25 protein-coding genes are annotated in these 25,133 nt (G+C 41.3%); 4 read left to right on the top strand and 21 right to left on the bottom strand.

Annotated elements, in window-relative coordinates; genetic code table 11:
• Positions 1–132 precede the first annotated feature (132 nt).
• From PQ469_RS13945 to pbpC, 3 genes are all read right to left on the bottom strand, one after another.
• Positions 133–1,845 (bottom strand): ABC transporter ATP-binding protein, encoded by a 1,713-nt coding sequence (locus PQ469_RS13945; RefSeq protein ID WP_274213501.1) that lies wholly within the window; start codon positions 1,843–1,845, stop codon positions 133–135.
• Positions 1,845–2,558 carry a 3'-5' exonuclease gene (locus PQ469_RS13940; protein WP_274213500.1) on the bottom strand — a complete coding sequence of 238 codons (714 nt, stop codon included), beginning with the start codon at positions 2,556–2,558 and terminating at the stop codon, positions 1,845–1,847. Before PQ469_RS13940 ends, PQ469_RS13945 begins: the two co-directional genes overlap by 1 nt.
• A 253-nt stretch (positions 2,559–2,811) precedes the next feature.
• Positions 2,812–5,202, bottom strand: a complete 2,391-nt coding sequence (gene pbpC, locus PQ469_RS13935; protein ID WP_274213499.1) for a penicillin-binding protein 1C — start codon at positions 5,200–5,202, stop codon at positions 2,812–2,814.
• Between the two features lie 82 nt (positions 5,203–5,284).
• Between pbpC and PQ469_RS13930 the strand changes: the two genes are divergently transcribed.
• Positions 5,285–6,010 (top strand): glycosyltransferase family 2 protein, encoded by a 726-nt coding sequence (locus PQ469_RS13930; RefSeq protein ID WP_274213498.1) that lies wholly within the window; start codon positions 5,285–5,287, stop codon positions 6,008–6,010.
• Positions 6,011–6,168: 158 nt separating this feature from the next.
• Here the strand turns inward: PQ469_RS13930 and PQ469_RS13925 are convergent, their stop codons facing one another.
• The 12 genes from PQ469_RS13925 to PQ469_RS13870 all read right to left on the bottom strand — a co-directional run bounded on the left by PQ469_RS13925 (position 6,169) and on the right by PQ469_RS13870 (position 19,064).
• Positions 6,169–7,344, bottom strand: a complete 1,176-nt coding sequence (locus tag PQ469_RS13925; RefSeq protein ID WP_274213497.1) for a glycosyltransferase family 2 protein — start codon at positions 7,342–7,344, stop codon at positions 6,169–6,171.
• Positions 7,341–8,264, bottom strand: a complete 924-nt coding sequence (locus PQ469_RS13920) for a glycosyltransferase family 2 protein (RefSeq protein ID WP_274213496.1) — start codon at positions 8,262–8,264, stop codon at positions 7,341–7,343. The genes PQ469_RS13925 and PQ469_RS13920 overlap by 4 nt, the downstream gene beginning before the upstream one ends.
• A 23-nt stretch (positions 8,265–8,287) precedes the next feature.
• A complete protein-coding gene (locus PQ469_RS13915; protein ID WP_090650812.1) occupies positions 8,288–9,487 on the bottom strand; it encodes a glycosyltransferase family 2 protein in 1,200 nt (399 codons plus the stop codon).
• A 52-nt stretch (positions 9,488–9,539) separates the two neighbouring features.
• On the bottom strand, positions 9,540–10,760 hold the full coding sequence (locus PQ469_RS13910; protein ID WP_274213495.1) for a glycosyltransferase family protein: 1,221 nt from the start codon (positions 10,758–10,760) through the stop codon (positions 9,540–9,542).
• Between the two features lie 14 nt (positions 10,761–10,774).
• Positions 10,775–12,112: a lipopolysaccharide biosynthesis protein gene (locus PQ469_RS13905; RefSeq protein WP_274213494.1), complete on the bottom strand. Its 1,338-nt coding sequence runs from the start codon at positions 12,110–12,112 to the stop codon at positions 10,775–10,777.
• Positions 12,113–12,123: 11 nt separating this feature from the next.
• On the bottom strand, positions 12,124–12,738 hold the full coding sequence (locus PQ469_RS13900) for an acyltransferase (RefSeq protein WP_274213493.1): 615 nt from the start codon (positions 12,736–12,738) through the stop codon (positions 12,124–12,126).
• A 4-nt stretch (positions 12,739–12,742) separates the two neighbouring features.
• Positions 12,743–14,263 (bottom strand): O-antigen ligase family protein, encoded by a 1,521-nt coding sequence (locus tag PQ469_RS13895; protein WP_274213492.1) that lies wholly within the window; start codon positions 14,261–14,263, stop codon positions 12,743–12,745.
• A gap of 214 nt (positions 14,264–14,477) precedes the next feature.
• On the bottom strand, positions 14,478–16,637 hold the full coding sequence (locus PQ469_RS13890; RefSeq protein WP_274213491.1) for a GumC family protein: 2,160 nt from the start codon (positions 16,635–16,637) through the stop codon (positions 14,478–14,480).
• 2 nt (positions 16,638–16,639) lie between these two features.
• The gene (locus PQ469_RS13885; RefSeq protein WP_274213490.1) at positions 16,640–17,320 is read right to left on the bottom strand and encodes a TolC family protein; all 681 of its coding nucleotides are present in this window, start codon (positions 17,318–17,320) and stop codon (positions 16,640–16,642) included.
• A 4-nt stretch (positions 17,321–17,324) separates the two neighbouring features.
• Complete coding sequence (locus PQ469_RS13880; protein ID WP_090650833.1) at positions 17,325–18,410, bottom strand: sugar transferase; 1,086 nt, start codon at positions 18,408–18,410, stop codon at positions 17,325–17,327.
• A complete protein-coding gene (locus PQ469_RS13875; protein WP_090650835.1) occupies positions 18,391–18,777 on the bottom strand; it encodes a response regulator in 387 nt (128 codons plus the stop codon). The genes PQ469_RS13880 and PQ469_RS13875 overlap by 20 nt, the downstream gene beginning before the upstream one ends.
• Positions 18,774–19,064 (bottom strand): hypothetical protein, encoded by a 291-nt coding sequence (locus PQ469_RS13870; protein ID WP_274213489.1) that lies wholly within the window; start codon positions 19,062–19,064, stop codon positions 18,774–18,776. Before PQ469_RS13870 ends, PQ469_RS13875 begins: the two co-directional genes overlap by 4 nt.
• 227 nt (positions 19,065–19,291) lie before the next feature.
• On the opposite strand from PQ469_RS13870, the gene PQ469_RS13865 reads away from it, so the two are divergent.
• Entirely contained in the window at positions 19,292–19,759 is a 468-nt protein-coding gene (locus PQ469_RS13865; RefSeq protein WP_274213488.1) for a response regulator transcription factor, read from the top strand.
• A 103-nt stretch (positions 19,760–19,862) separates the two neighbouring features.
• Positions 19,863–20,402 carry a DUF4199 domain-containing protein gene (locus tag PQ469_RS13860; RefSeq protein WP_274213487.1) on the top strand — a complete coding sequence of 180 codons (540 nt, stop codon included), beginning with the start codon at positions 19,863–19,865 and terminating at the stop codon, positions 20,400–20,402.
• A 107-nt stretch (positions 20,403–20,509) separates the two neighbouring features.
• Here the strand turns inward: PQ469_RS13860 and PQ469_RS13855 are convergent, their stop codons facing one another.
• From PQ469_RS13855 to PQ469_RS13830, 6 genes are all read right to left on the bottom strand, one after another.
• Positions 20,510–20,902: a VOC family protein gene (locus tag PQ469_RS13855; RefSeq protein ID WP_274213486.1), complete on the bottom strand. Its 393-nt coding sequence runs from the start codon at positions 20,900–20,902 to the stop codon at positions 20,510–20,512.
• 57 nt (positions 20,903–20,959) lie between these two features.
• Complete coding sequence (locus PQ469_RS13850; RefSeq protein ID WP_274213485.1) at positions 20,960–21,181, bottom strand: hypothetical protein; 222 nt, start codon at positions 21,179–21,181, stop codon at positions 20,960–20,962.
• Positions 21,182–21,213: 32 nt separating this feature from the next.
• Positions 21,214–21,603 (bottom strand): DoxX family protein, encoded by a 390-nt coding sequence (locus PQ469_RS13845; protein WP_274213484.1) that lies wholly within the window; start codon positions 21,601–21,603, stop codon positions 21,214–21,216.
• A 25-nt stretch (positions 21,604–21,628) separates the two neighbouring features.
• A complete protein-coding gene (locus PQ469_RS13840; RefSeq protein WP_274213483.1) occupies positions 21,629–22,015 on the bottom strand; it encodes a DoxX family protein in 387 nt (128 codons plus the stop codon).
• An 11-nt stretch (positions 22,016–22,026) separates the two neighbouring features.
• Entirely contained in the window at positions 22,027–22,458 is a 432-nt protein-coding gene (locus PQ469_RS13835; protein ID WP_274213482.1) for a VOC family protein, read from the bottom strand.
• A gap of 118 nt (positions 22,459–22,576) precedes the next feature.
• On the bottom strand, positions 22,577–23,317 hold the full coding sequence (locus tag PQ469_RS13830) for an NUDIX hydrolase (protein WP_274213481.1): 741 nt from the start codon (positions 23,315–23,317) through the stop codon (positions 22,577–22,579).
• Positions 23,318–23,440: 123 nt separating this feature from the next.
• Between PQ469_RS13830 and PQ469_RS13825 the strand changes: the two genes are divergently transcribed.
• Entirely contained in the window at positions 23,441–25,072 is a 1,632-nt protein-coding gene (locus PQ469_RS13825; RefSeq protein WP_274213480.1) for a carboxylesterase/lipase family protein, read from the top strand.
• Positions 25,073–25,133 lie beyond the last annotated feature (61 nt).

Below are 25,133 nucleotides of genomic sequence, written 5' to 3'. Positions count from 1 at the left end.
AATTACGGGAAATCTCAATTTAATGTTAACCATGTAAAATTATAAAATGTTTATTTTCAGATATTTATAAATTAAATATCTGAAATATGTTAAGTTATGTTAACCCATCTTAGATGCGTTTGCCCTCTGCCATTACCCCTGCGGTATAGAGGCTATTAAATTCCTGGTGTACTCCTCCTTTGGTCTATAATAAATATCGTCCGGGTAACCTGTTTCAATAATTTCGCCTTTATTCATTACCATCATCCTGTCGGATATGTGTTTAATAACGGCAAGATCATGCGAAATGAATATGTAAGTGAGTTTAAACTCCTGCTGTAGTTCGCGTATCAGGTTAAGCACCTGTGCCTGTACAGACACATCAAGCGCCGACACTGATTCGTCGCAGATTATAAATTTAGGTTGCAGTGCCAGTGCCCGTGCTATCACTATACGTTGCCGCTGACCTCCTGAAAACTCATGCGGGTAACGGTTAAAATGTTCGGGCAGCAGATTTACCCGTTCCAGTAATTCCAATACGTGTTTTTTGCGTTTGATATTATTGGCATAAAACTGGTGTACCTGCAAAGGCTCCATGATGGATTGACCGACGGTTAATTTAGGATTTAAAGATGAATAAGGATCCTGAAAAATGATTTGGATATTGCGCCGAATCTCGCGCAGGTCGTTCTTTTTTAAGCTGCGCAGATCTGTATTTTCAAAACTGATATTACCGGCTGTGGGCTCAATCAGTCTTAAAATGGTACGGCCTAACGTTGTTTTTCCGCAACCCGATTCGCCGACCAGGCCAAGTGTTTCGCCGGGATAAACTTCAAAACTTACATTATTTACTGCTTTAACCACTTTTTTTGACAGGCCCAACAAGCCCGTACTAACCGGGAACCAGGTTGAAAGGTGATTAATCTTTAATAAGGGTTCTTGTTTATAAAGCTGTATCCTTCTTGCTTCTATTTCAGCATCAGGATAATGATACATTGTCCTGATGTTTTCTATAGTGACCGATGATTTATTTTGGATATTTTCTGCATCAAAAAAATCGGCAACTATCGGCAGTTTCTTTAAATGTTGATTTGGTGATGGCCTGCACGCTAATAAGCCTTTGGTGTATGGGTGACTGGGATGATCGAATAAGTCGGGCGTATTGGCTTCCTCAACAATTTCGCCTTTATACATCACCATTACCCGGTCGGCAATTTCTTTAATAACCCCCAGGTCATGCGAAATGAAGATCAGGCTCATTTGGCGCGCTTTTTTAAGGCAGAGCAGTAATTCTATGATAGTTTTCTGTACGGTTACATCCAACGCGGTGGTAGGCTCATCGGCTATTAATATCTCCGGATTACAGGATAGGGCCATAGCTATCATCACCCGTTGCTTTTGGCCACCAGAAATTTGGTGCGGGTAGCTATCAAAAATAGCTTCAGGGCGGGGGAGTTGTACCTCGTTAAAAAGCTCGATAGTTTTCTTTTTGGCTTCGGCTTTGCCCAATCCCAAATGTAGCCGGATAGCCTCGGTTAACTGGAAGCCACAGGTAAGCACTGGATTAAGCGATGTCATGGGCTCCTGAAAGATCATGGCCATACGGTTGCCCCGAATGTCGCGCATATCAGCCTCGGATAGTTTGCACAAACTACTTTCATTTAAAAGTACCTCCCCGGTAATAACGGTTTTATCCGCATCCAACAACCGCATCAAAGCAAGTGAGGTAACTGATTTACCCGAACCGGATTCACCTACAATCCCAATAGTTTCGCCTTTTTGTAAGTTAAAGGAAATATTTTTTACAGCTTTAAATAAGCCATCTCCGGTTTTAAAACTAACCCCCAGGTTTTTTACTTTCAGCATTATTGGCCAACTATAGTTATCATCTCGTCTTTTATTAAATCTTCGCCGCGATAACGCCTTATCAGCTGGGCGGTAGCAACTACATCTTTTTGGCAATAGATGCAAATCCGGTCAAGCTGGTTTTCGTTCCAGTAAACGTGCCCCACCATGCTGCCGTCAATGTCGTCTTTTGGAGTAGGAATATCAAAAATGGCCGTTAGCAAGCTTAATGATGTGAAATTTTTATAATCGCCAAATTTCCATAGCTCCATGGTATCCAGGTGGATAATTTCCCAGGGCTTTTTACCTGCAAGTTGTAGCTGGGGCGGAAAAGGAAGCCCGTTAATTAACAAACGCCTACAGATATATGGATAATCAAACTCCTTGCCGTTATGGGCCACCAAAACCAGGTTAGCAGGCTGGCTAAACAACAAAGCCGAAAAGTTGATGAGCAATTCTTTTTCATTATGCCCCGCGAACGATTTAACCCGCAAACCTATATTTTCTTTTCCCTTAGTGAAAACTCCAACGGATATACATACTATCTTACCAAATTCGGCCCAGATACCCGCGCGTTGGTAATATTCTTCGGGTGTTTCGTCTTTACGCTGATATTGCGTTTTTACCTCCCAAAGCTTTTTAAAATGCTCAGGCACTTCATCATGTGTACCATATTGCGGCACAGTTTCAATATCAATTACCAATAAATTATGCAGGTCATACTGCTCAAGCATCGTGGGTTAGTTTTATGGAGCAATATAATGAATGTTTTAGTTTGATAGGTTTTACGTGGTACGTTTTAGGTTATACGTTTGTAATTTTATTAATGCGTAACAAATCGCTCGATAGCTGGGATAATTCTTTAAAAATTATTTCGCAGAAATAATTTTCACCACTCACCACTCACCACTCACCACTCACCACTCACCACTCACCACTCACCACTCACCACTCACCACTCACCACTCACCACTCACCACTCACCACTCACTTACTCAATATTTCAAATCTAATATTAACGGTATTACCATTGCCATCAACCAGAGTAAGGATGTGCTTGCCTGGCGGCGGATTTAAAGCCATCTGGTGGAAATCTTTGGTAGTACCCATATACTGATCATCCAGGTGCCAAAATATTTTCATGCCCGGCAGGCGATGTGCTGCGTTACAAATCATCCGTCCGCGTGTACCATCGGCTTCAAGGGGGATGTATATTTTTGCGCCATCCTTGGGGTAAATTATCTCCATCGTATTTCCATTCTCTGTCTGGGCGCAGTCTGCCCGGAAGGGTGGAAGTACATGGTATTGATAATTGCGGGATTTATAATAATACTCCATAGACGGTGGCAGCACAAACCATTTTTTGTTAAGCATTTGATCTGGTGGTTCGCAATTACCATTTACCTGGTATTGCCCATCGGCAGACAGATGAATAAGCTGGTGATAAGGGCAAACAGGTGCCCTTAAGCCGGTTTTAGGAACCAGCACCTGGTCAATATCCTGGCAGTATTGCCCGGCACGATAGCCGCTTTGCCTGCAAACGTCAATTTTTACCATTTCGCCGGTTGGCATTGCAAACCAGTCTTTTGATGCAGGCAGTAATCTAAAAATCTCGAACAGGGCAGGGGCAGCGGCGTTAATACCGGTTAAACCCGGCCTGCCTTCGCCATCGGTATTACCAACCCAAACACCTACCACGTACCTTGGTGTAACACCAATGGCCCAACCATCCCGAAAGCCAAAGCTTGTTCCCGTTTTCCAGGCTACACGCTGGCTGGAACTGAATTGCTGCCATAGCATCTCTTCGCCCGGCCTCATCACTTCTTCCATGGCTTGGAAAGTACTATAGATAGAAGCCGCATCAAGCAGGCCCGATTTTTCCAGATCAGATTTCTTAATATCCTGTTTATTATAAACCGGGTTATGAAAATCCTCAGGATCGTAACTACCATTGTATTTATCATAGTGATTAAGCACCCTGGCCATATCCGCATAAGCGCCTGTAAGTTCCCAAAGCGTATTTTCGCCGCCGCCCAATATCAGCGATAATCCATAATGATTTGCCGGTTTGGATAGGGTGGTGATGCCAATTTTGTGCAAAAAGTCATAGAATTTCTCGAATTTATACTGCTGCAGTAGTTTTACGGCTGGTATGTTCAGTGATCTTGCCAAAGCCTTGGAGGCAGGTACAGCGCCATCATACCCCATGTCGAAATTTTCCGGTTGGTAGCCGGCTATTAATGTTGGTACGTCTGGCAGTAAACTGTTAGGCAATATCAACCCATTATGTATTGCGGAAGCATACAATAGTGGTTTTAGCGTACTTCCGGGGCTGCGCAGGGCATCAATCACATCTACATCGCTTTCCATTTGTGGGTCTTCATGATGGGTAATATTACCGGCATAAGCCAGTGTTTCGCCGGTTTCAACATCCAGCACAATAGCGGCTATATTGTTAATGTCGTTTGCTTTTAAAACCTGGTGATGTTGCTCCAAAATATCGTTGACTTGTTGCTGTAGCCCCGAACGAATACTTGTACGAATACGGGTATCGCCCACCGGCTTGGCATCATAATCGTTTTTAAAACGTTGTAATAAATGAGGGGCAAGGGATGGCAGCGGCATGGGCCTTTCAGGAACGGGTTCCAGTTTTGCCAATTCGGCCGTTATACTGTCAATAACACCCTGCTTATATAATCTGTTAAGCAACCTATTTCGTTTGTTCAGCAATGTTTGTCTGTTCCTGCCGGGATGTACTAATGACGGCGCATTGGGTAATACCGCCATTGCTGCCATTTCGCCCCAGGAAAGTTTATCAGGGCTGCGACCGAAATAGCGCCAGGAGGCAGCATCCAGGCCAATAACATTGGTGCCAAATGGCGCATTGCTGGTATAAAGGGCTAATATTTCCTTTTTGCTGTAGGTGAGTTCGAGCCGGAGCGCCATAAAAATTTCCAGTAACTTATTCCAGATGTTGCGCTTGTGTTTGGTAGCCAGCCTTATTACCTGCATAGTAAGGGTACTGCCGCCGCTGGTTATTTTTTTTGAGCTCAGATTTTGTTTGATAGCGCGCCCAAAAGCAAGAATATCAAAGCCAGGGTGGTTTTCAAAACGTTTATCCTCAAAAGCAATGATACATTGTTTGAATTTTTCTGGTACGCTATCATTATAGGGAAAACGCCATTGGCCGTCTTTTGCTATAGATGCACCGAGTAATTGACCTTGATTATCGTCAATTACGTACGAAGTAGGGTTTTTAAATAGAGGTTTTGGCAAACAAAACCAAAACAACACGGTTAAAACGAACAGGAATACAAGCAGAAATATTACTTTTGGTTTTTTTAAGTAGATTTTTATCCGTTTTAATACAGGTTGCATTAAATAATATTTTCAATAAAGATATAACTAAGCTTTATATCACTACCATATCCGAAACCGGATTTTTTGATAAACAACGATAATGGGCATACAAAAACTTTCAATTATTATCCCGGCTTATAACGAAGGTAACACCATACATTTAATTTTGAATAAAATTAAAGCGGTTAACCTGACTAATGATATCCAAAAAGAAATTATTATTGTAAACGACTGTTCAACAGACCACACGGAACTTGCCATTAGTTCCTACCAACAATCCAACACGGATGTAAATATCCAGTACTTTAAACACGATGTAAATAAGGGCAAGGGGGCCGCCCTGCACACCGGTATCTCAAAAGCAACGGGTGAATATCTTATAATACAAGATGCTGATTTAGAGTACGATCCGGCTGAATATAACGATTTACTGAAACCAGTAATCAACGGTTTTGCAGATGTTGTTTACGGATCCAGGTTTATGGGGAGCAATCCGCACCGTATTTTGTTTTTTTGGCATACCATAGGCAACAGGTGGCTAACCTTTGCATCAAACATGTTTAGTAACCTTAACCTTACGGATATGGAAACCTGTTATAAACTGTTTGATACCAGGCTGATACAGGCCATCCCCCTTACCGAAAAACGCTTTGGGTTTGAGCCCGAGGTTACCATCAAAATATCCAGGGTGCCTAAAATCCGGATTTATGAAGTGGGGATTTCTTACTATGGACGCACCTATGAAGAAGGAAAGAAAATAGGGTGGAAGGATGGCGTGAGAGCTATATACTGTATACTAAAATACGGGCTGTTTAAAAGTAAATAGCTTTAAAAAAGTAATAGTAAATGCACAAATCATACATTTTTTGACAAGTTTATTTCAGAAAAATACAATTTTTATGCAGTTTTTTGCAAACAAGGCTTCTCCGTTTTTTTTTAATCAATTTCGGTGCTGCGGGCTTATTAAAACATCATCAATAATTGTTATTGGCGACGTTGGGCTTTTTCCCAAACAGCACTTTGTGTGGTTGTAAAATACCTGATGATGCCGGCTAATACAGCGTAGTTCATCACACAAAAATAATAGGGGATAAACAATACCTTTATGCGCAGCTGCTTTTTCTCCATAATATAACCTAAAAATGCCAACATGTAAAATAGCACCTGGGCAAACAGCAGTAACTGCCATCCGGTTGCGCCGGGTTCACAAGCAAGTACCACATTTAAAATAAAAGACAGGATGAGCAATAAGGGGGTAACCGTCCACCGCAATACCCGGTGACTGATGTACTGGAACGACAGTATTGGGTAAGGGAAAGGATTAAATAAGCTTTTTAACCGCAATATGGATTGGATACCTCCGGCAGCTATGCGGATTTTCCGTTTTAATTCTTCAGATACATTTGCGGATGCAGTTTCGGTGGCATAGGCTTCGGGCTCATAAACAATGCGGTAGCCTTTTTCGGCAATTAGCATTGAAATCATAAAATCATCCAATACCGTATCGGCCGGTACCGGTAAATAAAGTGACCGCCTTACGCTGAACAGTTCGCCTGCCGCGCCAACAACCGAATATAATTCAGAATCCCACTTTTTAAGTGCCGACTCATATTTCCAGTAAAACCCTTCACCGGCGGCGCTTGCATCGGCATTTTCATCAATATGTACACGTTTTTCGCCGGCCACCGCGCCAACGGTTGGGTCGGTGTAATGCCTGCAAATCTTTATCAGCGCATCTTTGTTCAAAAAGGTATTGGCATCGGTAAAAACTACAGCCTCGGTATCTACAAACTCCATTGCGCGGTGAACGGCAGCTATTTTGCCGGCGCGCTGCGGCTGATGCAAAAGCCGGATCTGGGGATACCCGCCAATAATGTCGGGCGTGCTATCAGATGAGCCATCGGTTATAAAAATAATTTTTAGTTTGCCTGCCGGGTAGTTAAGCAGCAAGCTATTAGCAATTTTTTCTTTTATAAAAAACTCCTCATTATACGCCGCCACAACCAGGGTACAGGTAGGGAGTGCGTCCAGGTTTTCGGCTACCGGCTTTTTAGGCCCTCTCACTATTCTTTTCAGTTTAATGATAAAGTATAAAAGGATGCCGTATCCTGCAAATGTGTAAAATACAATAATGAGGCTTAACAGTAAAATTATTTTCATGCTATAGTATTTATAGGATAACCTAAGTTGCTGCTGTTTTTTGAATGGGTAAGGTTCCACCACACTGCTTTAAAAAGCATGGGTATAAAAGCGTAATTTTTGTTTTTTATATAAGCTAATACGTTGCGCGGCACCACCAGCAACAGGAAATAAATAAAAAAAAATATTTTTTTGTGAGCAGGAGCATTACGCCGCGTAAACAAAATGCGATTGCGGTTCATGAAATATTCCTTGAGCTTACTTTTTTTGCCCACGGATATCGATTCTTTATGATAAATCAACGCATCCGTGTTTACCCAGGCTTCGTAGCCGGCTCTTTTTATCATCTCGCACCAGTCTACTTCTTCGTAATACAGGAAAAAGTTTTCGGCCATAAGTCCGGCTTTGTCAATAGCCTCTTTTTTAATCATCATGGCCGCACCATGGCAGTAGGCAGTTGGCCCTATAATATGATTAAACTGGCCCTGGTCTTTTTCCCTTAACCCTATACAACTATTGCGGCATGTGTAATAATCCATGGGAGTATAGCCGGCATATTGAATTACCCCACTATCGCTATAATACTTTATCATGGGCGAAACGATACCTACCTCATCATGTGTTTCCAAAGTATCTACCAGGGCATTTAGCAGGCCGGGGGTAAATTCGGTATCGTTGTTTACCAGAAAGATGTAATCGCCCGTGGCATTTTTAATGCCCAGGTTATTACCACCAGCAAAGCCAAGGTTGGCATCCGACCGGATAGATTTGATATCGGGGTACGTTACGAGCCACCCGGGCACCGGGTTTATTTTGCTGGCATTGTCAACCACAATTATCTCCAGACTGGCGTAGGTATTCGTTTTTTTTATGGATGACAGTAACTCTTCGGTAACTGCCGGCTGGTTAAAGTTTACGGTTACAACAGATACTTTTTTCATCTATGCTGTTAATGTACCTACTACTAAGCGGCAGTATGGTCATGTGTGGTATGTATAAATTTTTTGTTGGCGCCCTTTAACTTAAATAACAACAACAACATAGTGAAAAATATCAGCGGCAGCTTAAGCGCGGCTTTCAGTAATTGGATGTTAAAGTAGGGGCCTGGTATGGCAGCCAGAATGCCGGCATAGCAGCATAGGGTTGCAAGCGCCCACAATTGCCACGACGGCCCTATACCCGGCGTTAACCACCACAGGAATAAGGAAATGAATAACATAAAAGGCATCAATCCCAGCATCAGCACCCTCGGTAGTATCGACATTTGGTATATTTCGTTAAAATAATCAAAGTTGCCCCGCAAAAATAATTCACTAAAGCCGCTCATGCCGTATTTACGTAACAGGTTAAACTGGGCCGAAAGCCATCTTTTACGCTGTTTTTTAAATACTTCGGGGTTGCTTACCTTCTCATCATATACATATGCTTTTTCGGCATAGGCAACGCCAATTTTCTGGCGGGTAAGTATCAGGCCCATTTCTTTATCAAAGCCGCCAACAGCGTCAATCTGGCCCATGGTTGTCTTGAATAAGCTATATTCCAGCGCCATTCCCGAACCAATAATAGCCGCCGAAAGGTTAAACACCCGTTGCGCCTTCCTGAAAATGTGGTTGTTAATCTCTTCACTTATACCATCAAGCACGGCTACCTTGGTATTGCTGTTTTTGGCTATTCTGTGGCCTTGTACCACCTTTTCGCCTGCCTGCAGGTAGTTGTTTATCTGGTACAAAAAGTCGGGCGCTGCAACGTTGTCGATATCGTAAACTATGGCCGCGTCAAATCCGGGCACCGTATTTTCAATGGCTTTGTTCAGCGCTTTTGATTTGGTGCTGTTTTCAAAAAACACTTCAACAACCTGCAATGGCATCTGCCTTAGCTTTACCAAAGTTTCGGGCTTCAGCGAATCGGCTATGACACATACATGGAATTTATCGGTAGGGTAATCAAGCGTTAAGGCGTTCGCTGCAGAATTTAATAAAATTTCATCTTCTTTGTAAGCGCAGATGTAGATAACAAATTTGCTTAATGAAGTAGCAACGGGAGGATATTTTATAGGTACCAGTTTCCCTAAAACCGAGAAGATAAAAAGGTACAGGCAATATACCCCCAGGTATATAAAAGCCGCCCACATGATTACCGAAGCAACAAACTTAATGATCTCCATTGTTTATTATGTTTTATAACTTTTACTGTATTTTAATAAAAAAGTTGCGTTATTATTGATTTATCGCTTTAAGCTTAAGCTCTAAATTTAGTGCCAAAAGTTTCTCTATTTCAACAACCCTGTGTTCCCATGTGTTTTCGGCGGCCACTGCAAGTCTTTTTTTCTGCAATTCAGGCGTATCATTTAAAGCCTCGTTTATGGCGATGGTAAATTCTCCGGCAGTTTTGCAATAAGCAACAGTATCCTTTGTAAATTCTTTTAAATCGGTATTAAAGTTAGATGATACCGTTGGTTTGCCCGAGCCAAGGTATTCAAAAAGTTTTAAGGGGAATATAGAACTGCTTACCTCATCTTTTTTGAAAGGAATAATAGCTACATCAAAACCTTTTAAAACCGCGGGCATTTGCTCATAAGGCACTGCTCCCGTTAAAAAAGCGTTGGGCCGTTCAAATACCGACATATCGGCATAATTACTATCCACGGGACCTACAAAAGCGAAATTCTTGTCCGGGTTTTGGTCTAATAATTCTTTAAGCAAATTATAATCAACCCGGCGCTCAATATTGCCAAAGTATCCTATTATTGGTTTGCCAATACCCGATAAAACCGCTGCGACAGGCAACTCCGGGTCGAGCGCTTTTTGGCTATGGTTAATGTTTGCCGCGTTTGGAATAAGATGTGAGTTATGATTTAACTTAAGCTTTTTGTTTGTTAATTCTTTGCTGGTGCAAATTACCAGGTCTACGTTTTTAACAATAATGTCTTCGGATATTAAACCATGCCTGGTTTGGTAAACCTCAATCAGCGGATCGACGCAGTGGTAAACCGTAAGTAATGGCTTTATTAAATCATGAAAGTTGGGGTAGGTGTAGTTGTAGGAGTTGATGTAAATGTAATCGTTGATGCTAAATTGTTTTATTACCTTTTTTAATCGTGAGGCAACAATCAATTCATTCATTCTTACGGCCAGGCGATATATTTTCCCTTCGGGCAGCCTATTAATAGATGGCACCGGCGGGCAAATCACTATTTTAAGGTTGGGTATCTCTGTTTGGATAATGCTATCGGAAGGGGAGAAGAAATGCGGCTTCCTGATTTTAAAAGCCGGTGTATCTTTATACTTCACATAATCCCTCCAGGTAAAGGGCCTGTCTACATAGTATACGTTATTGTTTTTAGCCAGGTACTTTGCCAAAGTGTAGTTTGTTGATTCCAGGCGGCCATCAAACTGCATCTGTGAAAATATGATGATATTACGGTTCCTAAGCTCCATACTAAATTGCCTGTTTACCTGTTCCTGATTTTTTTATACGATGTACTGATAAGTTCGTTCAGTTCAAGATATCCTAAATAAAACATGTCCTTAACAGAAAACTGTAAATGCTTTTTAAGGGCCCAGTAACCAAAAATAGCCCCCGAAAAGAAAGTAAAAATTGATGCTATGGCCACGCCATATAAATTATGAAAAATGAATATCCCGGCAAAATCGGCAAATACATTGATGGTTAACATGATAAAGACTTTTATCATGTTTAATTGCGGTTTCCCGATAATATCCAATGTTATCCCAAAAAATCTATCAATAGGAAGCAGCATAACAAAACACATGAATATCCTGAAAATGTTGCCGGCATCAGAGTGCTGGTAACTGCTGCCAAATAATAGGCCGATAATAAGGTCGGCCAGTAAAAAGGAGAGTATAGCTACAGGTATTAGGGCGATTGTAAGCATTCCTGCGTATTTTTTCATAATATAGGCTACATGCTTTTTGTCGTCGCGATGTACCGAGGCCGACATAACAGGCAATGCCGTAGCGATAAAGGCCCTTAAGGGGATCTCAAATATTTCCATCAGCCTTTGCGGGATATAATATACGGCCAGTAATTGAGGCGGGAACATCATTTTAATGATAATGGTATCTGAACTGCGCAACAAATAGGAACTGATTGATGTGCCAACACTATATTTGCCAAAGTGTGCCATCTCTTTTATTGATGCCCAGCTTTTACTACCCATTGCTTTTATTTTTGACCAGCCGGTAAAAATTGCAAGTAAGCTGCTGATAATACTATTTAAGCAATAGCAATAAATTGAATTTTGTAAACTGATATAACCAGATAAAATAAGCAATAATATAAAAAGAAAAAAGCCGCCCTGGTTAATTAACTGCACCAAAAACAGCCTGTCAAAACGTTGTTCGGCTTGTAATATCCAGGTGGTTATTGTAGTTGGAAGCGAGCATAGATAAACGATGCCAAGCCATTTTGTTATCAGGAACATATTAGGGCTTGCGCCTGTGTACGAAAGAATAAAAAACAATAATAAATTACCTAACCCAAAAGTGACTACTATTGTTAAACCGATATACCATGCAGATCCTGCTATGTTGGCTGCCCTTTGCGGGCTGGCGCCGGCATAGTATTTTATAAGTGATGTCTGTAAAAAGCCGGTCCTGAACGTATCGGCAAGGTTAAATACCACCAGGAAAAATATGTAATCGCCAAAGTCGGCTTTCGAAAGATGGCGTGCCATTAAACCCAGTATGGCCATACCCAAAACAGGCATAATAGCGTTGCTTGCTAACGAAAGTGTATGCTTATTAATAAGCTTTTGTATAAACCGCATGCTTTGTTTTGTTACGCCTTTTCCCAACAATTTGTTGTGAAATTGTATCTTTTTATAACTTTTGCCGGGTTGCCTACCACTACCGAATAATCGGGTATATTTTTGGTGACAATGCTGCCCGCGCCAATTATAGCGTGCTTGCCAATAGTTACGCCCGCGGTGACCACGCAATTGGCCCCAATCCAAACATTATCCTGAATGATTATTGGTTTGGTAACTACTTTTTGCGCCCGCGGAGGAAGTGTTACATCTTCGTACCCGTGGTTTAAGCCCGAAATAACAATGTTTTGGGCCAGCATTACATAATTGCCCATGGTAACCGGGCCAATGATTACATTACTGATACCGATGCCACAATTGTTGCCTATGATAACATCACCAACACCATTATTGATGGTTGCAAAATCTTCGATAATGCTTTTACTGCCTAACGAGAATTTGTTAAATGGAAAAACATCCAGCCGCGCATAGTACCTTACCACTGCCCCTTTGCCGCGCGGATAATAAAATGGCGTAATAAACCAGCGTACCCAACGCCTTGGCCTCGATTCGCCGGTTGGTATCAGCATCCAGTGAACTAATTTTTTTAACCTTGGGTTTGTTTTTATGGTGGTTATTATCGACATCGGCTCAATTCAATTCGGTTAATGCTATTGTATTTGGATTACTACCGGTTACTATGGCTTTTTGTTGTTCCAGGTCTAACCGCATGCAGGCAACAATAATGGCAATAGATAAGTAAAAAATAATATTGGATGGATATTGCACAATGGCCTGTTGCGGAAAATTGCCTATGTTAAAAGCAAATATAACCAGTACCATGGCCATGCAGTAGTTTTTAAGCCTGGGGTTTTTTATCAGGAAAAAGAAATTAATACCGTTTTTTAATACCACAAAAAACAGGGTACAAAACAACAGAAGGCCTATCCAGCCCATCTCGACAGCTACGCGTACGTATCCGCTGTCGGGCGGAAATTTGGCCAGCATAGAATTGGGGGCGAAGCGCCGGCCCCAAACACCTACCGACCCCAGACCGCCACCTATTGGATGCGATAATATATATGGCTTTATTTTTCTTTGATTTTCGGCCCGCACGTTATACGATGCATCTTTAGATGGGCTAAAAGCCGATTGGAACCTTTTTATCGCCGGGTTTGAAGTGGGCATTACAATCAAAAAAGCAAGCATTAAGCCGGCAACAAGGGTGCCGATAAGTACCTTGCGGTTAAAATTCAGCACAGCCAAAATAAGCAATGAGGCCGGCAACAAAACGTAAGCGGCCCTGGTGCCCGAATAAAGCATCACGGTGAGAAAAAACATGGCCATGCAGCCCAGGATTATTTTTTTGCGGATATCTATATTACTCATGATGAGCGCGATACAAAGCAAGGCGCCAATAACCATGTTATAGGAGAATGTAACCGGATCAGAAAAAATACCCGATTTGCGCATGTGGCCGTTTATAAACAACAAACTTACGCGCTGCGGATCGGAGTAAAGCCATTTTTTTTCAAACGATAGAAAGCCAAATTTCTCCTGTTGAAATGCCGAAATGGCGGCAATAACATCGAGCACAAGCCACAGCTTAAACAAATATTTTATAAAACCAACCGTACGAATGTGATAAACAAACACAAAATACATGAGCATAATAAAGCCAACTGTACGTACAGTATAAATCCAGGCCAGCACCGATGCAGCAGATGGGTTGGCTACCTCAAGCAGGTTGTATATCAGCCACAATATAATTACAATACTGATTGGGTTTTTAAAATAACTCCAATCGTTTTCGCTTTTTTGTTTGATAAAAAAGCCCAGGATAAGCAAATAGGTTATAGCATCAAGTAAAGTGCCTATAGGTACCTGTGCGGGCAAAAATTCCGAAATGTAGTTGATAAAAAACGACGCTACTATCAGTACCGTTATCCCAAATTTTGGATAGGCAACAATACCAACCAAAATAGGTACGCCTGCAATAAGGGCCATAATGGCGCCTGCACCAATAATGCCAAGCTTATAAACAACAACGCTTACAAACAACGCGGCGAGTACTAAAAATATAAGCACAAACGGGTTTGAAAACTTTTGGTGCAGCAGCCTTTTTCCAAATGCTTCGTTCACGTTAGTATTGTTGGTTGTTTCGCGCTGCATCTGCTATGGCCAAAGGTTTACAAAAACAAAATTTTAATTGCCCATACAAATACGCCGATAAAGGCTATTGTGATTGCCGCTTTGCGCGACTTGTTTTGAAGCGGTGTTAAATCTTCAAATGGGTTTCGCTTTGCTTCAATGGGATCTATTCTCATAATACTAAAGCTAAAATTTCCCTGGTTGGAAAATAAACCGGCAAATGCCTTACACAGGGTTATGTTCTCTTTTTATTTGCAGTTGTTTTATTAAGCACCCACCCGCCAAATTTGCTGCCCAGCGTCTTTAAAAATACCAGGTGAGGTTTTTGTGCATTGGTCAGTTCTTTATTTGCCTCAAAAATGGCAATAGTTTTATTAGCAAACAGGAGCCATTCTTTTGATTTATTTAACGCTGTTAGCGGGGCTGTATCAATAATAATAATATCGTATTTTGACTTTAAATCGTCAAAGCGGTTTTTAATAAAGGCTTCGTCGGCAATTTCCAGCAACGTAACATCATTGCCATGGTTGCCCAGCGTAGTAGCTACGCTGCTGTTTATTTCGATACTGCTGTGCGGATTGTCTTTAAAATAATCCTCTAAAAACAACAACGGGTGCAGTGCATTTGTTAAATCCGGCCGCTCAAAGTTTCCATCAATTAATAAAACCTTTTTATTGATCATGGCATAGGAGTAGGCAAGGCTCGTTGCAAAAAGTGTTTTTCCTTCGTGCGGGCTTATGCTGGTAATTGCAATAACTTTTTCTCCACGTAATTCCTGGTCAATTTCAAACCTCACAGATCGCAGCAAATCCTTGTATTGTTGCATTTTATCGCGGTTTTCAATATCCCAAAGTTTCCTGAGGTCAAGGTCGGTGCCAGGTATCCTGTTTAGGTAGCCAAGTAATGGCAACTGGGTTTTATTAACAAGTTCGGCAGGCTCCTTTATGGTATTATCAAAATAAAACATAAGGAACAACACAAACACGCACCCAAATAGCGTTACCACAACGCTTATAACTATTAGCAGCATTTTTTTTGACGGTTGCGGGGCTTCGGGCTCGGCTTTTTCAACCTGTATCAGTTCAATGCTGAAATTGGATTTAAGATTGGTTGCGTTATATTTATTTAAAACATCAAGGTATTCCTGGCTGGCAATATTGATGTCAAAATCGAAAGTTTTTACTTTGGCATCAAACGGAACAAGGCGTGCAAATTTGGCGTTCAAATCGGCCAGCTCTGCGTTAATTGTTTGAATGCTGTATTTGGCCAGATCGCGTGTTATTTCAAGCGCCAGTTTCTGCTTAACCAATTCGTCCTTATGCGTAAGCGGATTCGTTATATATTGATCTGATGAAAGGTTAATTTGAGCCGACAATGATTTTTGAAGCGAATCAAGCGAGGGTTTGTACTTAGGATCGTAATTGCTGCGGATATATTTGTTCTGAACAGCATGAAGTTCGTCCTGTGTTGCAGTAATAGTCTGATTAATTTTGCTTGATACCGACTCGAAATATCTCCTGTCGCCTGGCTCAAACCTGCCATCAATTTTCTTTAAGGCCCCTTCGTATGACGCTATTTCTTTTTCGGCATCCTGTTTTTTATCGTTATAACTAATTATCTGGCTAAAAACAGCTCTTGATTGTTCTTCAAGGTTAATTATACCGTTGTCTATCTTGTATTTTTGTAATTGTGCTGTCTTATCCCGAAGAGCATTTCTTTTTTGAACCAAGAGCTCGGATAAAAATGAAACGGCATTTGATTGGTTTTTCTTTACGGTTTGGGTATAGTAGCTAATAAATTGGGTACATAGTATATTAACAACATCTGCGGATAATTGCGGGTTAGCCGAATCATAAGTTACAGTTATAAAATCGCTGTCTTCGTCCCGGTAAATAATCAGGTCCTTGCGTAATGACGCGTCGTCATATTTCATGGAGTGCAACAAATCGTTCAAAATGCGCTCCTGTTTGTTGTAAAGCAACAGTGGTTCAAAATGGTTGAATTTGTACTCAAAAAGCTTTAATGCGGCATCACGCTCATATTCAGCCATTTCGGAAAGCATCTGGCTTGGTTTGCTATACGGATAGGCGGGGTATTTTAAGTCATGTATAATTAGCGAATAGGAAACCTGGCTAACTATTTTCTTAAGCTTCATGATGGCCATCAGGTTACTAAACTCGCTGAATGCCTGTTGGGCCTGTATACTTGCGTTTGCATCCTTATCCAGCAGGTGCCGCGATGCATCAATTATACCTGTAGCAATTTGCGCATGTGAAATATAGGTATCGGGCAGTTTTTTAACCAAAAAAAATGTACCTATACCTGCGATAAGCGGTATAAAAATGAGTACTAACCGGTATTTTTTTAATAATTTAAAAAAAAAGCTTAACTCCATCTTTACTTTATATCTTCCAGTTTAATCCCCAATAGTTCTTCCAGGTTTGTTTTTGCTGTCCAGGTGGCCAATTCTGCCTGCAACATAAACGCATTTTGATTGTAATACGTGGTTAGTTGTTCATTGTAAATCTGGAATGTAGTCTCCCCCTTTTGAAAGGCATATTTAAGCTGTTTAACGGCCGTGCCGGCATCTGTTACCGCACCCGAGCGAAGCCTTAATTCGGCCATAGCAGCCAAATAAGTAAAATAACTTCTTTTTACCTGTGCTTCAAGACTGAGCATATACTCGGCCTGCTGGTACTGTGCTATTTTAAAGGATTCACTTGCAATATTGGTACTGGCCGGATTTCTAAGTAATTGGCCTATATTAAGCGTTATTGCTAACTGATACCCTTTGAATATGCTTGGTTTGGCCTGGTTAACTAAATTTTGCGGGCTATAAATGTACGATGCTGTTAATCCGTCCAGCCAGGCAAATTTTGTTTGATTGTACGTGCTGTGGGCTATTTTAACCTGGCTTTGCCTTGATTTTACTTCCGGATAATTCTTTTTTGCTGTTGCTATCAGCTTATCCAGGTATGTCATGTTTACAGTATTTATGAAAGTTTCCTGGGCGCGTACCTGCCTGGAAAACAGTGTAATGGATATCAAAAAGCAAACTATTACTATATTTCTGTTCATTAATTTATACTTTTTCTTTTTGAAAGAGGGCCGGTATAGTACCGGCAATTATCCGTAAATCTAACCAAATAGAATACTTTTGGGCATAAAAATTATCCAGTTTTTTTCTTTCTCTTTCAGACATGTCTTCTTTTCCCCGTTTGCTTATCTGCCATAAGCCGGTAAGGCCAGCCGGGCCCAAAAACCTCATCGACCACTCATTAGATGTAAGCATTTCCGCTTCGTAAACAGGTAAAGGACGGTTACCTACTACCGACATATCGCCCCTGAGGATGTTAAAAAGCTGCGGAAGTTCGTCCAGGCTGGAGTTGCGCAAAAAATTACCGAGCCTGGTAATGCGCGGGTCGTTTTTTATTTTTACAAAAGCTGCTTTGCCGGCGCCGCCTTCATTGGCATATTGGTTGCTTTCGGTAGATAGCTTGGCCAATAACTGATCGGCATCGGTACGCATCGATCTGAATTTATAAAAATCAAACACCTTGTATCCCGTACCAACGCGCTTACTCTTGTAAAATACCGGGCCTTTTGAATCCAATTTAATCGCTATGGCTACAAGCAGGTAAATGGGCGACAGGAAGAAAAGCATTGAGCACGATATAATCAGGTCGATAATACGTTTTCCCAAAGGCATCTTGTACGTGGTATCAACCTCTTTTGATAGCTCAAGAAGCTTTGGTTTTATCAGCTTAAAAGTTACCAGAAAATTAAGCCTTTCGCGCAAGTCATCAACAGAAAACGGGACGCTGTAATAATCGTGCACTCTTAATTGAAGCGCCTTTTGCTTAAGGTTTTTATCGTTTTTGGTTGACAGCAGAACAATAATAGACCCGTTAAGTAAAAAGCTTCTTTTTATCGATTCAACCAGCGCAAAGCATTTGCCTTCGGTATCGATCTCTATCAGGATAATGTCTGGTACGGTTAATATAGATTGCTCACCAAGATAAACATCAAGCTGTGTGATAGTATCATTACAAATAATGTTAAAATTATTAAGGCCGCTTAATATGAGGTCTTTTAATTCCAACCCCGCGTAAGCGATCCTGATGTGCGAGCCGGAATTTTCGTTCCAATCAGACGTTTGTCGATTCATAAACTTGTAGAAGTTGGTTAATTGCTGATTTGAGTTCGTTCGGCTTAAAAGGTTTGTGCATGTAAGCGTCAATTTTGAATGGCATATTGCTCACCTGCTCATCCAGGTCATGTGCTGCAGACAACAGCAATACCGGGATATCGCGGTAAAAACCACTTATTTTTACATTTTTAGCAAATGACTGGCCATCAAAATAAGGCATTTGAAGATCAGAAAGGATCAGGTCGGGCAGATGCCCTTCTTCCAGCCAGCTAAAAGCCTCAATGCCGTTGTTCTTAACAACACAGTTGTAATCTTTTGAGAGTATAAAACTAAGTAACTTTAATATGCTTAAATCGTCATCGACAATTAGTAACGTTTTCTTCATATGATTAATTTGGGAATCAGCTCTAAAGCGGTTAAAACACGTAAACTAATAATTTCAGGGGCCTGTATGGCTTTAATTATATACAAATTCCTATATTTTTTATTGGTTTGCAAAATGATCAGGTATACGTTAAAAAGAGGTTTAATGTTCTGTTTTTTACTGATATTCCCCAAAAAACCAATGCTGGTTAACCAGTTTATGTGCACTTTGGCAATTACTGTACCGAAAATACGGATAAAAAATTTACCATAAGCACCAATAATGTTTTTATTTGTTAACAAGCCCATTATTTATATTGTTCGTTTTAATTAAAGGATTGCTATGGTTGTATTTGAATTATTATGGCCAAATATGTCCTGCTGTTGAGGAATTTTTTCCCACTTTGGGAGACCGCTTTTAAAATGGGAAAAAAATTTCCTGACGCGACCTGTTCAATTAAGTAGGAGTTTAATGGGCAGGGGGATATTTTATCGGCATATTTTATATTTTTGGCAATAAGCAACATTTAAAGGCCGTGAATAAGTTTTCAAAAAATAAGCATATCATCATGTATGGTGGTTCGCTGGCTGTACTGCTGTTTTTAATGAAATGGCTGGAATACCGGTTTATTTTAATAGATCATGCATTCGAGATTTATATTGGCGCCATCGCCGTTGTTTTTACTTCCCTTGGCATCTGGCTGGCATTAAAATTAAGTTCGCCGAAAGTTAAAACCATACAAGTTGAAAAAGAGGTTTATATTTATGCCAATGATAATTTTGTTTTAAACGAAACCGCGTTAACCCAACTTAATTTAAGTAAGCGCGAGATGGAGGTGTTGCAGTTAATGGCCGATGGCTTAAGTAACCAGGAGATTGCCGCCCGCTTATTTTTATCTTTAAATACGGTTAAAACACATTCGTCGCGTTTGTTTGAAAAGCTGGAAGTTGAGCGCCGTACCCAGGCCGTTGATAAAGCTAAGAAACTGGGTATCATTGCCTGATAATATTGGTACTTTGGTATGATTTAAGCAAAATCACCCTAAAGTATGACCGCGTTGCAAACCCAAAGCGCCAAATTTGTACCAGAAATTTAAACTTAAAACAATGAAAAAAAATGTAATCGTTTTTGGATTAATTGCTGGTGCAATAGTATCCGGTTTGATGGCTGTTACCATGGCAATGTGTTATGCCAATGGGCACACCAATGGCAGCATGTACTTAGGATATGCTACCATGCTTATTGCTTTTTCCATGATATTTGTAGCTGTTAAAAACTACCGGGATAAATATAACGGCGGCGAGATAACTTTTGGGAAAGGGTTTATGATAGGGCTTTACATCGCGCTTATCGCATCTACCTGTTATGTAGTTAGCTGGCTGATAATTTACTACAACTTTATGCCCGATTTTATGGAAAGGTATGCAACCCAGGTGCTTGCCGAAGCTAAGGCCGCCGGAGCAAGCGCAAAAGAACTGAGCGATGAGACTGCTAAAATGGATTCATACAAGCAAATGTATAAGAATCCCGTTTTTATAATGTTATTTACTTATGTGGAAATATTGCCCGTAGGGTTAGTTATAGCCGTTGTTGCTGCATTAATATTAAAAAAGAAGCCCACAAACAATATTTTGACTGCCCGTTAAGTCATAAGCCTGGAGCCATAAGTACTAAGTCAGTTTTAACTCTTTTTACTTACGACTCCGGGTTTACGACTTCAGGCTATTTTAACCAAATTCTATGATTTGCAGCTTTAGCCTTTAGTTTCTTCAATAACCGACAGGATATTGCCTGCCGGGTCATTAAACCACGCTATCGTTGGGCCGCCAGCTGTAAATATGCCTTTTTCATTGGTTTTGAAGTTCTCTTGATTGTAAACTATAAATTTAACGCCGCGCGCTGTTAATTCATCTACAGCTTTTTCTACATCGGGTACAGGGAAGTTAAGTATAGTAAAAGTGGCTGGCTCATGATTGGGTTTTGGATATATTACAATTGCGTTGCCGCCTGAAATTTCCAGGTGCAATATCCCCGGCATTGTGGTATCATCCTTTACTTCCAGTCCCAATGTTTTGCCGTAAAACTCCTTTGCTTTCCCGATATCATTTACCGAAAAGCCGCTGAATGCTTTGCTTTCTTTTAACATGATGTTCTCTTTATATTATAACAATTAACCATAACGGATTTTGTTTGCGTATTGAAGTTAATCCGTTAATACTTCGGCCCGATAGCCAAAGCGTTTTAAAAAAAGTATCATCGTATTAGCGCATATGGTTCCGCTGCTGCATTGCACCCGCAATATATTATCGCAATCGTCCAGATCGAAATTTGCGCGATAGTCGGCAAAGGTCTCGTGGATTTCGGCCAACAATGCTTTGGCATATTTGCGCCTGTTTACATTGGTTTTAAAAACTTCTACCGTCATAACAGCTTGATTTTTTAATCCGCTCGTATTGTTTATTTTGCTGTAAACAAAGGCGCATATTTATCGCGTTGGGTATAAGCCAGGAATAATACACCAGCCAGCAATGGTATAACCATAGTAAGGCCCGATGGCGACAAAAACGCATTCACTAAAACAATGTTTACCATTACCGGGAATAAAACTACCAAAGCCAACGCCACGTACCTGCCGAATAATAACAGCAGCGCGCAAACCAGCTCGGTTATCTTTATAAGCAGCATTAAATAACCCGAGGCTTCCAATCCATCGTTAAAAACTTTCATATTGCCTGTTACAGGAGGCATGGTAAATGCATGGAAGTAAACCATGGCAAAATAGGTTACCGACGCAAACAAAAACATTAGTGCTACCAGTGTGCGTACAATAATTACAGCGATTTTCATAAAATTTTGTTTTTAGTGTGATTGGTTATAATTCAGTTGATTTTAATTGATTAAACTTTTTCCAGAAATAGTAGACCGCAAACAAAAATACAAGCATGATTATTGGCGGAATGAACTCACTAATGGCATCGCCCGCAAAAGCCCTTGACGCAATGGCACCAAAAAGAGTGAATGAAAAGCCGGCGTAAGCCCATTCTTTAACTGTCTTGTATTTGTTTTGCAGTATGGCTATTACCCCAAGCAGTTTGGCAGTGCCCACTATCACCATAAAATAAATAGGATAACCCAGGTGGTGCAGCACATCAATACCTGCTTGTTGCCTTGTAACTCCGCCAAGGCCATCGCCGGCCATAGCTAAGGCCAGCAAAACTGTTAACACCCGGTAGGTGATGTTAATTGTTTTCGCGCTCATAACCGTCAACGTTATTGTGGGCGGTTGGGTGAATAACTTACCATCCATGATATGCCAAATTTATCGGTAAACCATCCAAACAGGTCGCCCCACTCGGCCATGGCAAGCGGCACCATAACCTGGCCGCCTGCAGATAGCGCCGCAAATATGGTTTCTGCTTCTTCCTTGCTGTCAGCATTGATAGAGACATGATAGTTATTACCCTGTTTGTAACCCATGCCCATTTCGCCAATGCTGTCGGTAGCCATCAGGATGTTTTTGCCTATGGGCAAGGCAATGTGCATCAGTTTGTCTTTGTCTGCTTCGGCTACATTCTCAGACCCTCCCGGCGAATCTTTAAAACGTATCACGGCTAAAAATTCACCGCCAAATACTGATTTGTAAAAGTTAAAAGCTTCTTCGGTTGTACCGGGGAGATTCAAATAAGGATTAATTGTTGCCATGGCAGTTGAGGTTTTAAGTAGTTAAATTTCTGTTGATTGATAATGTAAATCTACAGTCATTAAATATAAACCAAAAGGGTGTAATACGACAATTAAAGGGTATAATTAAGACACTAAATTATCTTCCGGAAATAAACCTGTACAGGTAAGGCGCTTTATGGGCGCCGCCGGTAAATTTTTTTGCTATCCGTTCCAATATGCCCAGGCTTAGCATCTTACGCTGAAAGGCCGCCCTGATGAGTTTTTTGTTCAGGATAGTTTCATACAGGCTTTGTAAATCGCCCATGGTAAAATCATCGGTGAGCAGGTTAAAGCCTATCAGTTTCTGATCTAAGTTTACGCGCAGGGTTTCCAAAGCTTTTTTAATGATCAACTGGTGATCCTGCATCAGTACAGGTAAGTCATCAAGGCCATACCAATCGCAACTATCCGAGATACTATCGGGAGTGGGGATGGCTTTTGTAAAATCTACCAGCGCATAATATCCTATAGATACAAAACGCTTCAGCAACCAGTGGTCGGCCGGGGGGATCTTGCCACTTACAGACATAATCTTTTTCAGGGGCTCCGGATCGTGCCTGCTTCTGTCGCCAAAAACATAAAACTGGTCAAGGAAGATGTTTTTTAGGCCCGTGCGATCAAATAACACCCGTCGTGCAGCTTCATTAACATCTTCGTAATCATGAATAAAGCCGCCTGGCAAGGCATACAAACCGGTGTTTTTATAGGCAAGCAGTAAAACTTTAAGTTGTTTGTCATGAAAGCCAAAAATTACCGCATCAATAGCCAGGCCGGGCAAATAGCCTTCACCTTTTGCATCAGCTTCCTGTTTTTTGAACTCGTTGTTGTCTTCGGACATATAAATCGTGGCAATTAACAAAAAAATTTGTTAGCGGCGTAAATTTAAATTATTATTGTAACATAATGATACAATAGTTATTCTGATGCTTGTATTAATTTCCAATAACCAATTATAAACCACATGAGGAAACCATTTTTAGCAGTATTGCTGCTGGTGCAGCTAACTACCGTGAAGGTAATTGCACAAACAAACCAGGTAACTATCGGGAACGGTACGCTGGAGGGTGTAAAAGAGGCCGGTTCGCCCGTAACTATTTTTAAAGGTATCCCGTTTGCGCAGCCGCCCGTTGGCGATTTGCGCTGGAAAGAGCCGCAACCCGCTAAAAACTGGACGGGCGTTTTAAAAGCCGATCATTTTGGAAGTAACCCTATGCAGCGGCCAGTTTTTGGTGATATGAATTTTAGGGCATCGGGGATGAGCGAGGATTGCCTTTATCTTAACGTTTGGACACCTGCTAAAACCATGAAAGAAAAGCTACCGGTACTGGTTTATTTTTATGGCGGCGGCTTAGTTGCCGGTGATGGGTCCGAATCGCGCTATGACGGCGAAAGCATGGCTAAACGTGGGATTGTTGCATTAACTGTAAATTACCGTTTGGGCATATTCGGGTTCTTTTCTCATCCGGAATTAACTGCAGAATCGCCAAATCATTCGTCTGGTAATTATGGTTACCTCGACCAGCATGCTGCGCTGGATTGGGTGAAAAAGAACATAGCCAAATTTGGCGGCGATCCTGACCATGTTACCATCGCAGGCGAATCGGCAGGTTCGATATCGGTATCAATACAAATGGCGTCGCCGTTATCAAAAAACTTAATCAACGCGGCGATAGGAGAGAGCGGTGCCGGGATAAAACCAACTTTAAATTCTATCCCATTGGCTGATGCCGAAAAAAACGGGGCGAAATTTGCGATCAACATGAAAGCCGGATCTATAGCTGATTTAAGGGCTATACCCGCTGCCGATTTACTCAACGCGGCTTACAGTGCAAACGCAACCCCCAATACGCCAACTATTGATGGATATTTGTTGCCAAAATCGCTGCCCGAAATTTTTGAAGCAGGCGAACAGGCAAAAATCCCGATTTTAGTTGGATGGAACTCGGCCGAGGTGCCTTACCAGTTTGTAATGCGTGCCGACGCACCAACGCTGGATAATTACAAAAAAGCATTAAATACTTTGTATGGCGATAAAGCCGGCGAAGTAATGAAACTTTATCCTGCCTCGACAGACGAAGAAGTTATTAAATCAGCAACCGCCTTATCAAGCGATCGTTTTATCGTGTACAGTACCTGGAAATGGGCCGATTTGCAAATAAAAACAGGTGGCAAACCTGTGTATCGTTATTGTTTTTCGCGCATCCGCCCGGCAATGACGGCACAAATGGGCAACGCAGCCCCGGGGCTTGCAGGAGGTGTTGTGAAAAATAACGGAGGCATGGCTATGCCAAAAATGCCAGCGGCAGTTGGCGCATCGCACGCATCCGAAATTGAGTACGCCATGGGCAATCTTGGCGGCAATAAAGTGTACGCCTGGACACCTGACGACTATAAAGTATCAGAAACCATGGAGAGTTATTTTGCCAATTTTATTAAAAATTATAATCCAAACGGTGCAGGTTTACCAAAGTGGGACGCCAACACAACAGGTAAAAGCCCGGTTAAGTTTATGGACATCGACGTAAAAAGCGGGCAAAAAACAGAAAACGACCGGGACAGGTATTTGTTCCTGGACAAGGAATATATGAAGTAAGATTTTTTTATGGGGTGTTTTAATTGTCCTGGCTGCTGTAAAGTAACCGGGATTTTTTTTG

This window comes from Mucilaginibacter sp. KACC 22773 (assembly GCF_028736215.1).
Lineage (GTDB): Bacteria > Bacteroidota > Bacteroidia > Sphingobacteriales > Sphingobacteriaceae > Mucilaginibacter.
Note: the sequence above shows the minus strand (reverse complement) of the source record. Positions and strands in the feature narration are given on the sequence as shown.

What these genes read in the sequence shown, in the direction of transcription:
- PQ469_RS13925 (WP_274213497.1), bottom strand. Translation starts at nt 7,344, where the DNA reads ATGAAAATAATTTTACTGTTAAGCCTCATTATTGTATTTTACACATTT.
- PQ469_RS13850 (WP_274213485.1), bottom strand. Translation starts at nt 21,181, where the DNA reads ATGACGGTAGAAGTTTTTAAAACCAATGTAAACAGGCGCAAATATGCC.
- pbpC (WP_274213499.1), bottom strand. Translation starts at nt 5,202, where the DNA reads ATGCAACCTGTATTAAAACGGATAAAAATCTACTTAAAAAAACCAAAA.
- PQ469_RS13870 (WP_274213489.1), bottom strand. Translation starts at nt 19,064, where the DNA reads ATGGGCTTGTTAACAAATAAAAACATTATTGGTGCTTATGGTAAATTT.
- PQ469_RS13940 (WP_274213500.1), bottom strand. Translation starts at nt 2,558, where the DNA reads ATGCTTGAGCAGTATGACCTGCATAATTTATTGGTAATTGATATTGAA.
- PQ469_RS13895 (WP_274213492.1), bottom strand. Translation starts at nt 14,263, where the DNA reads ATGCAGCGCGAAACAACCAACAATACTAACGTGAACGAAGCATTTGGA.
- PQ469_RS13880 (WP_090650833.1), bottom strand. Translation starts at nt 18,410, where the DNA reads ATGAATCGACAAACGTCTGATTGGAACGAAAATTCCGGCTCGCACATC.
- PQ469_RS13900 (WP_274213493.1), bottom strand. Translation starts at nt 12,738, where the DNA reads ATGTCGATAATAACCACCATAAAAACAAACCCAAGGTTAAAAAAATTA.
- PQ469_RS13830 (WP_274213481.1), bottom strand. Translation starts at nt 23,317, where the DNA reads ATGTCCGAAGACAACAACGAGTTCAAAAAACAGGAAGCTGATGCAAAA.
- PQ469_RS13930 (WP_274213498.1), top strand. Translation starts at nt 5,285, where the DNA reads ATGGGCATACAAAAACTTTCAATTATTATCCCGGCTTATAACGAAGGT.
- PQ469_RS13945 (WP_274213501.1), bottom strand. Translation starts at nt 1,845, where the DNA reads ATGCTGAAAGTAAAAAACCTGGGGGTTAGTTTTAAAACCGGAGATGGC.
- PQ469_RS13845 (WP_274213484.1), bottom strand. Translation starts at nt 21,603, where the DNA reads ATGAAAATCGCTGTAATTATTGTACGCACACTGGTAGCACTAATGTTT.
- PQ469_RS13920 (WP_274213496.1), bottom strand. Translation starts at nt 8,264, where the DNA reads ATGAAAAAAGTATCTGTTGTAACCGTAAACTTTAACCAGCCGGCAGTT.
- PQ469_RS13835 (WP_274213482.1), bottom strand. Translation starts at nt 22,458, where the DNA reads ATGGCAACAATTAATCCTTATTTGAATCTCCCCGGTACAACCGAAGAA.
- PQ469_RS13890 (WP_274213491.1), bottom strand. Translation starts at nt 16,637, where the DNA reads ATGGAGTTAAGCTTTTTTTTTAAATTATTAAAAAAATACCGGTTAGTA.
- PQ469_RS13860 (WP_274213487.1), top strand. Translation starts at nt 19,863, where the DNA reads ATGAAAAAAAATGTAATCGTTTTTGGATTAATTGCTGGTGCAATAGTA.
- PQ469_RS13885 (WP_274213490.1), bottom strand. Translation starts at nt 17,320, where the DNA reads ATGAACAGAAATATAGTAATAGTTTGCTTTTTGATATCCATTACACTG.
- PQ469_RS13855 (WP_274213486.1), bottom strand. Translation starts at nt 20,902, where the DNA reads ATGTTAAAAGAAAGCAAAGCATTCAGCGGCTTTTCGGTAAATGATATC.
- PQ469_RS13825 (WP_274213480.1), top strand. Translation starts at nt 23,441, where the DNA reads ATGAGGAAACCATTTTTAGCAGTATTGCTGCTGGTGCAGCTAACTACC.
- PQ469_RS13840 (WP_274213483.1), bottom strand. Translation starts at nt 22,015, where the DNA reads ATGAGCGCGAAAACAATTAACATCACCTACCGGGTGTTAACAGTTTTG.
- PQ469_RS13905 (WP_274213494.1), bottom strand. Translation starts at nt 12,112, where the DNA reads ATGCGGTTTATACAAAAGCTTATTAATAAGCATACACTTTCGTTAGCA.
- PQ469_RS13875 (WP_090650835.1), bottom strand. Translation starts at nt 18,777, where the DNA reads ATGAAGAAAACGTTACTAATTGTCGATGACGATTTAAGCATATTAAAG.
- PQ469_RS13910 (WP_274213495.1), bottom strand. Translation starts at nt 10,760, where the DNA reads ATGGAGCTTAGGAACCGTAATATCATCATATTTTCACAGATGCAGTTT.
- PQ469_RS13915 (WP_090650812.1), bottom strand. Translation starts at nt 9,487, where the DNA reads ATGGAGATCATTAAGTTTGTTGCTTCGGTAATCATGTGGGCGGCTTTT.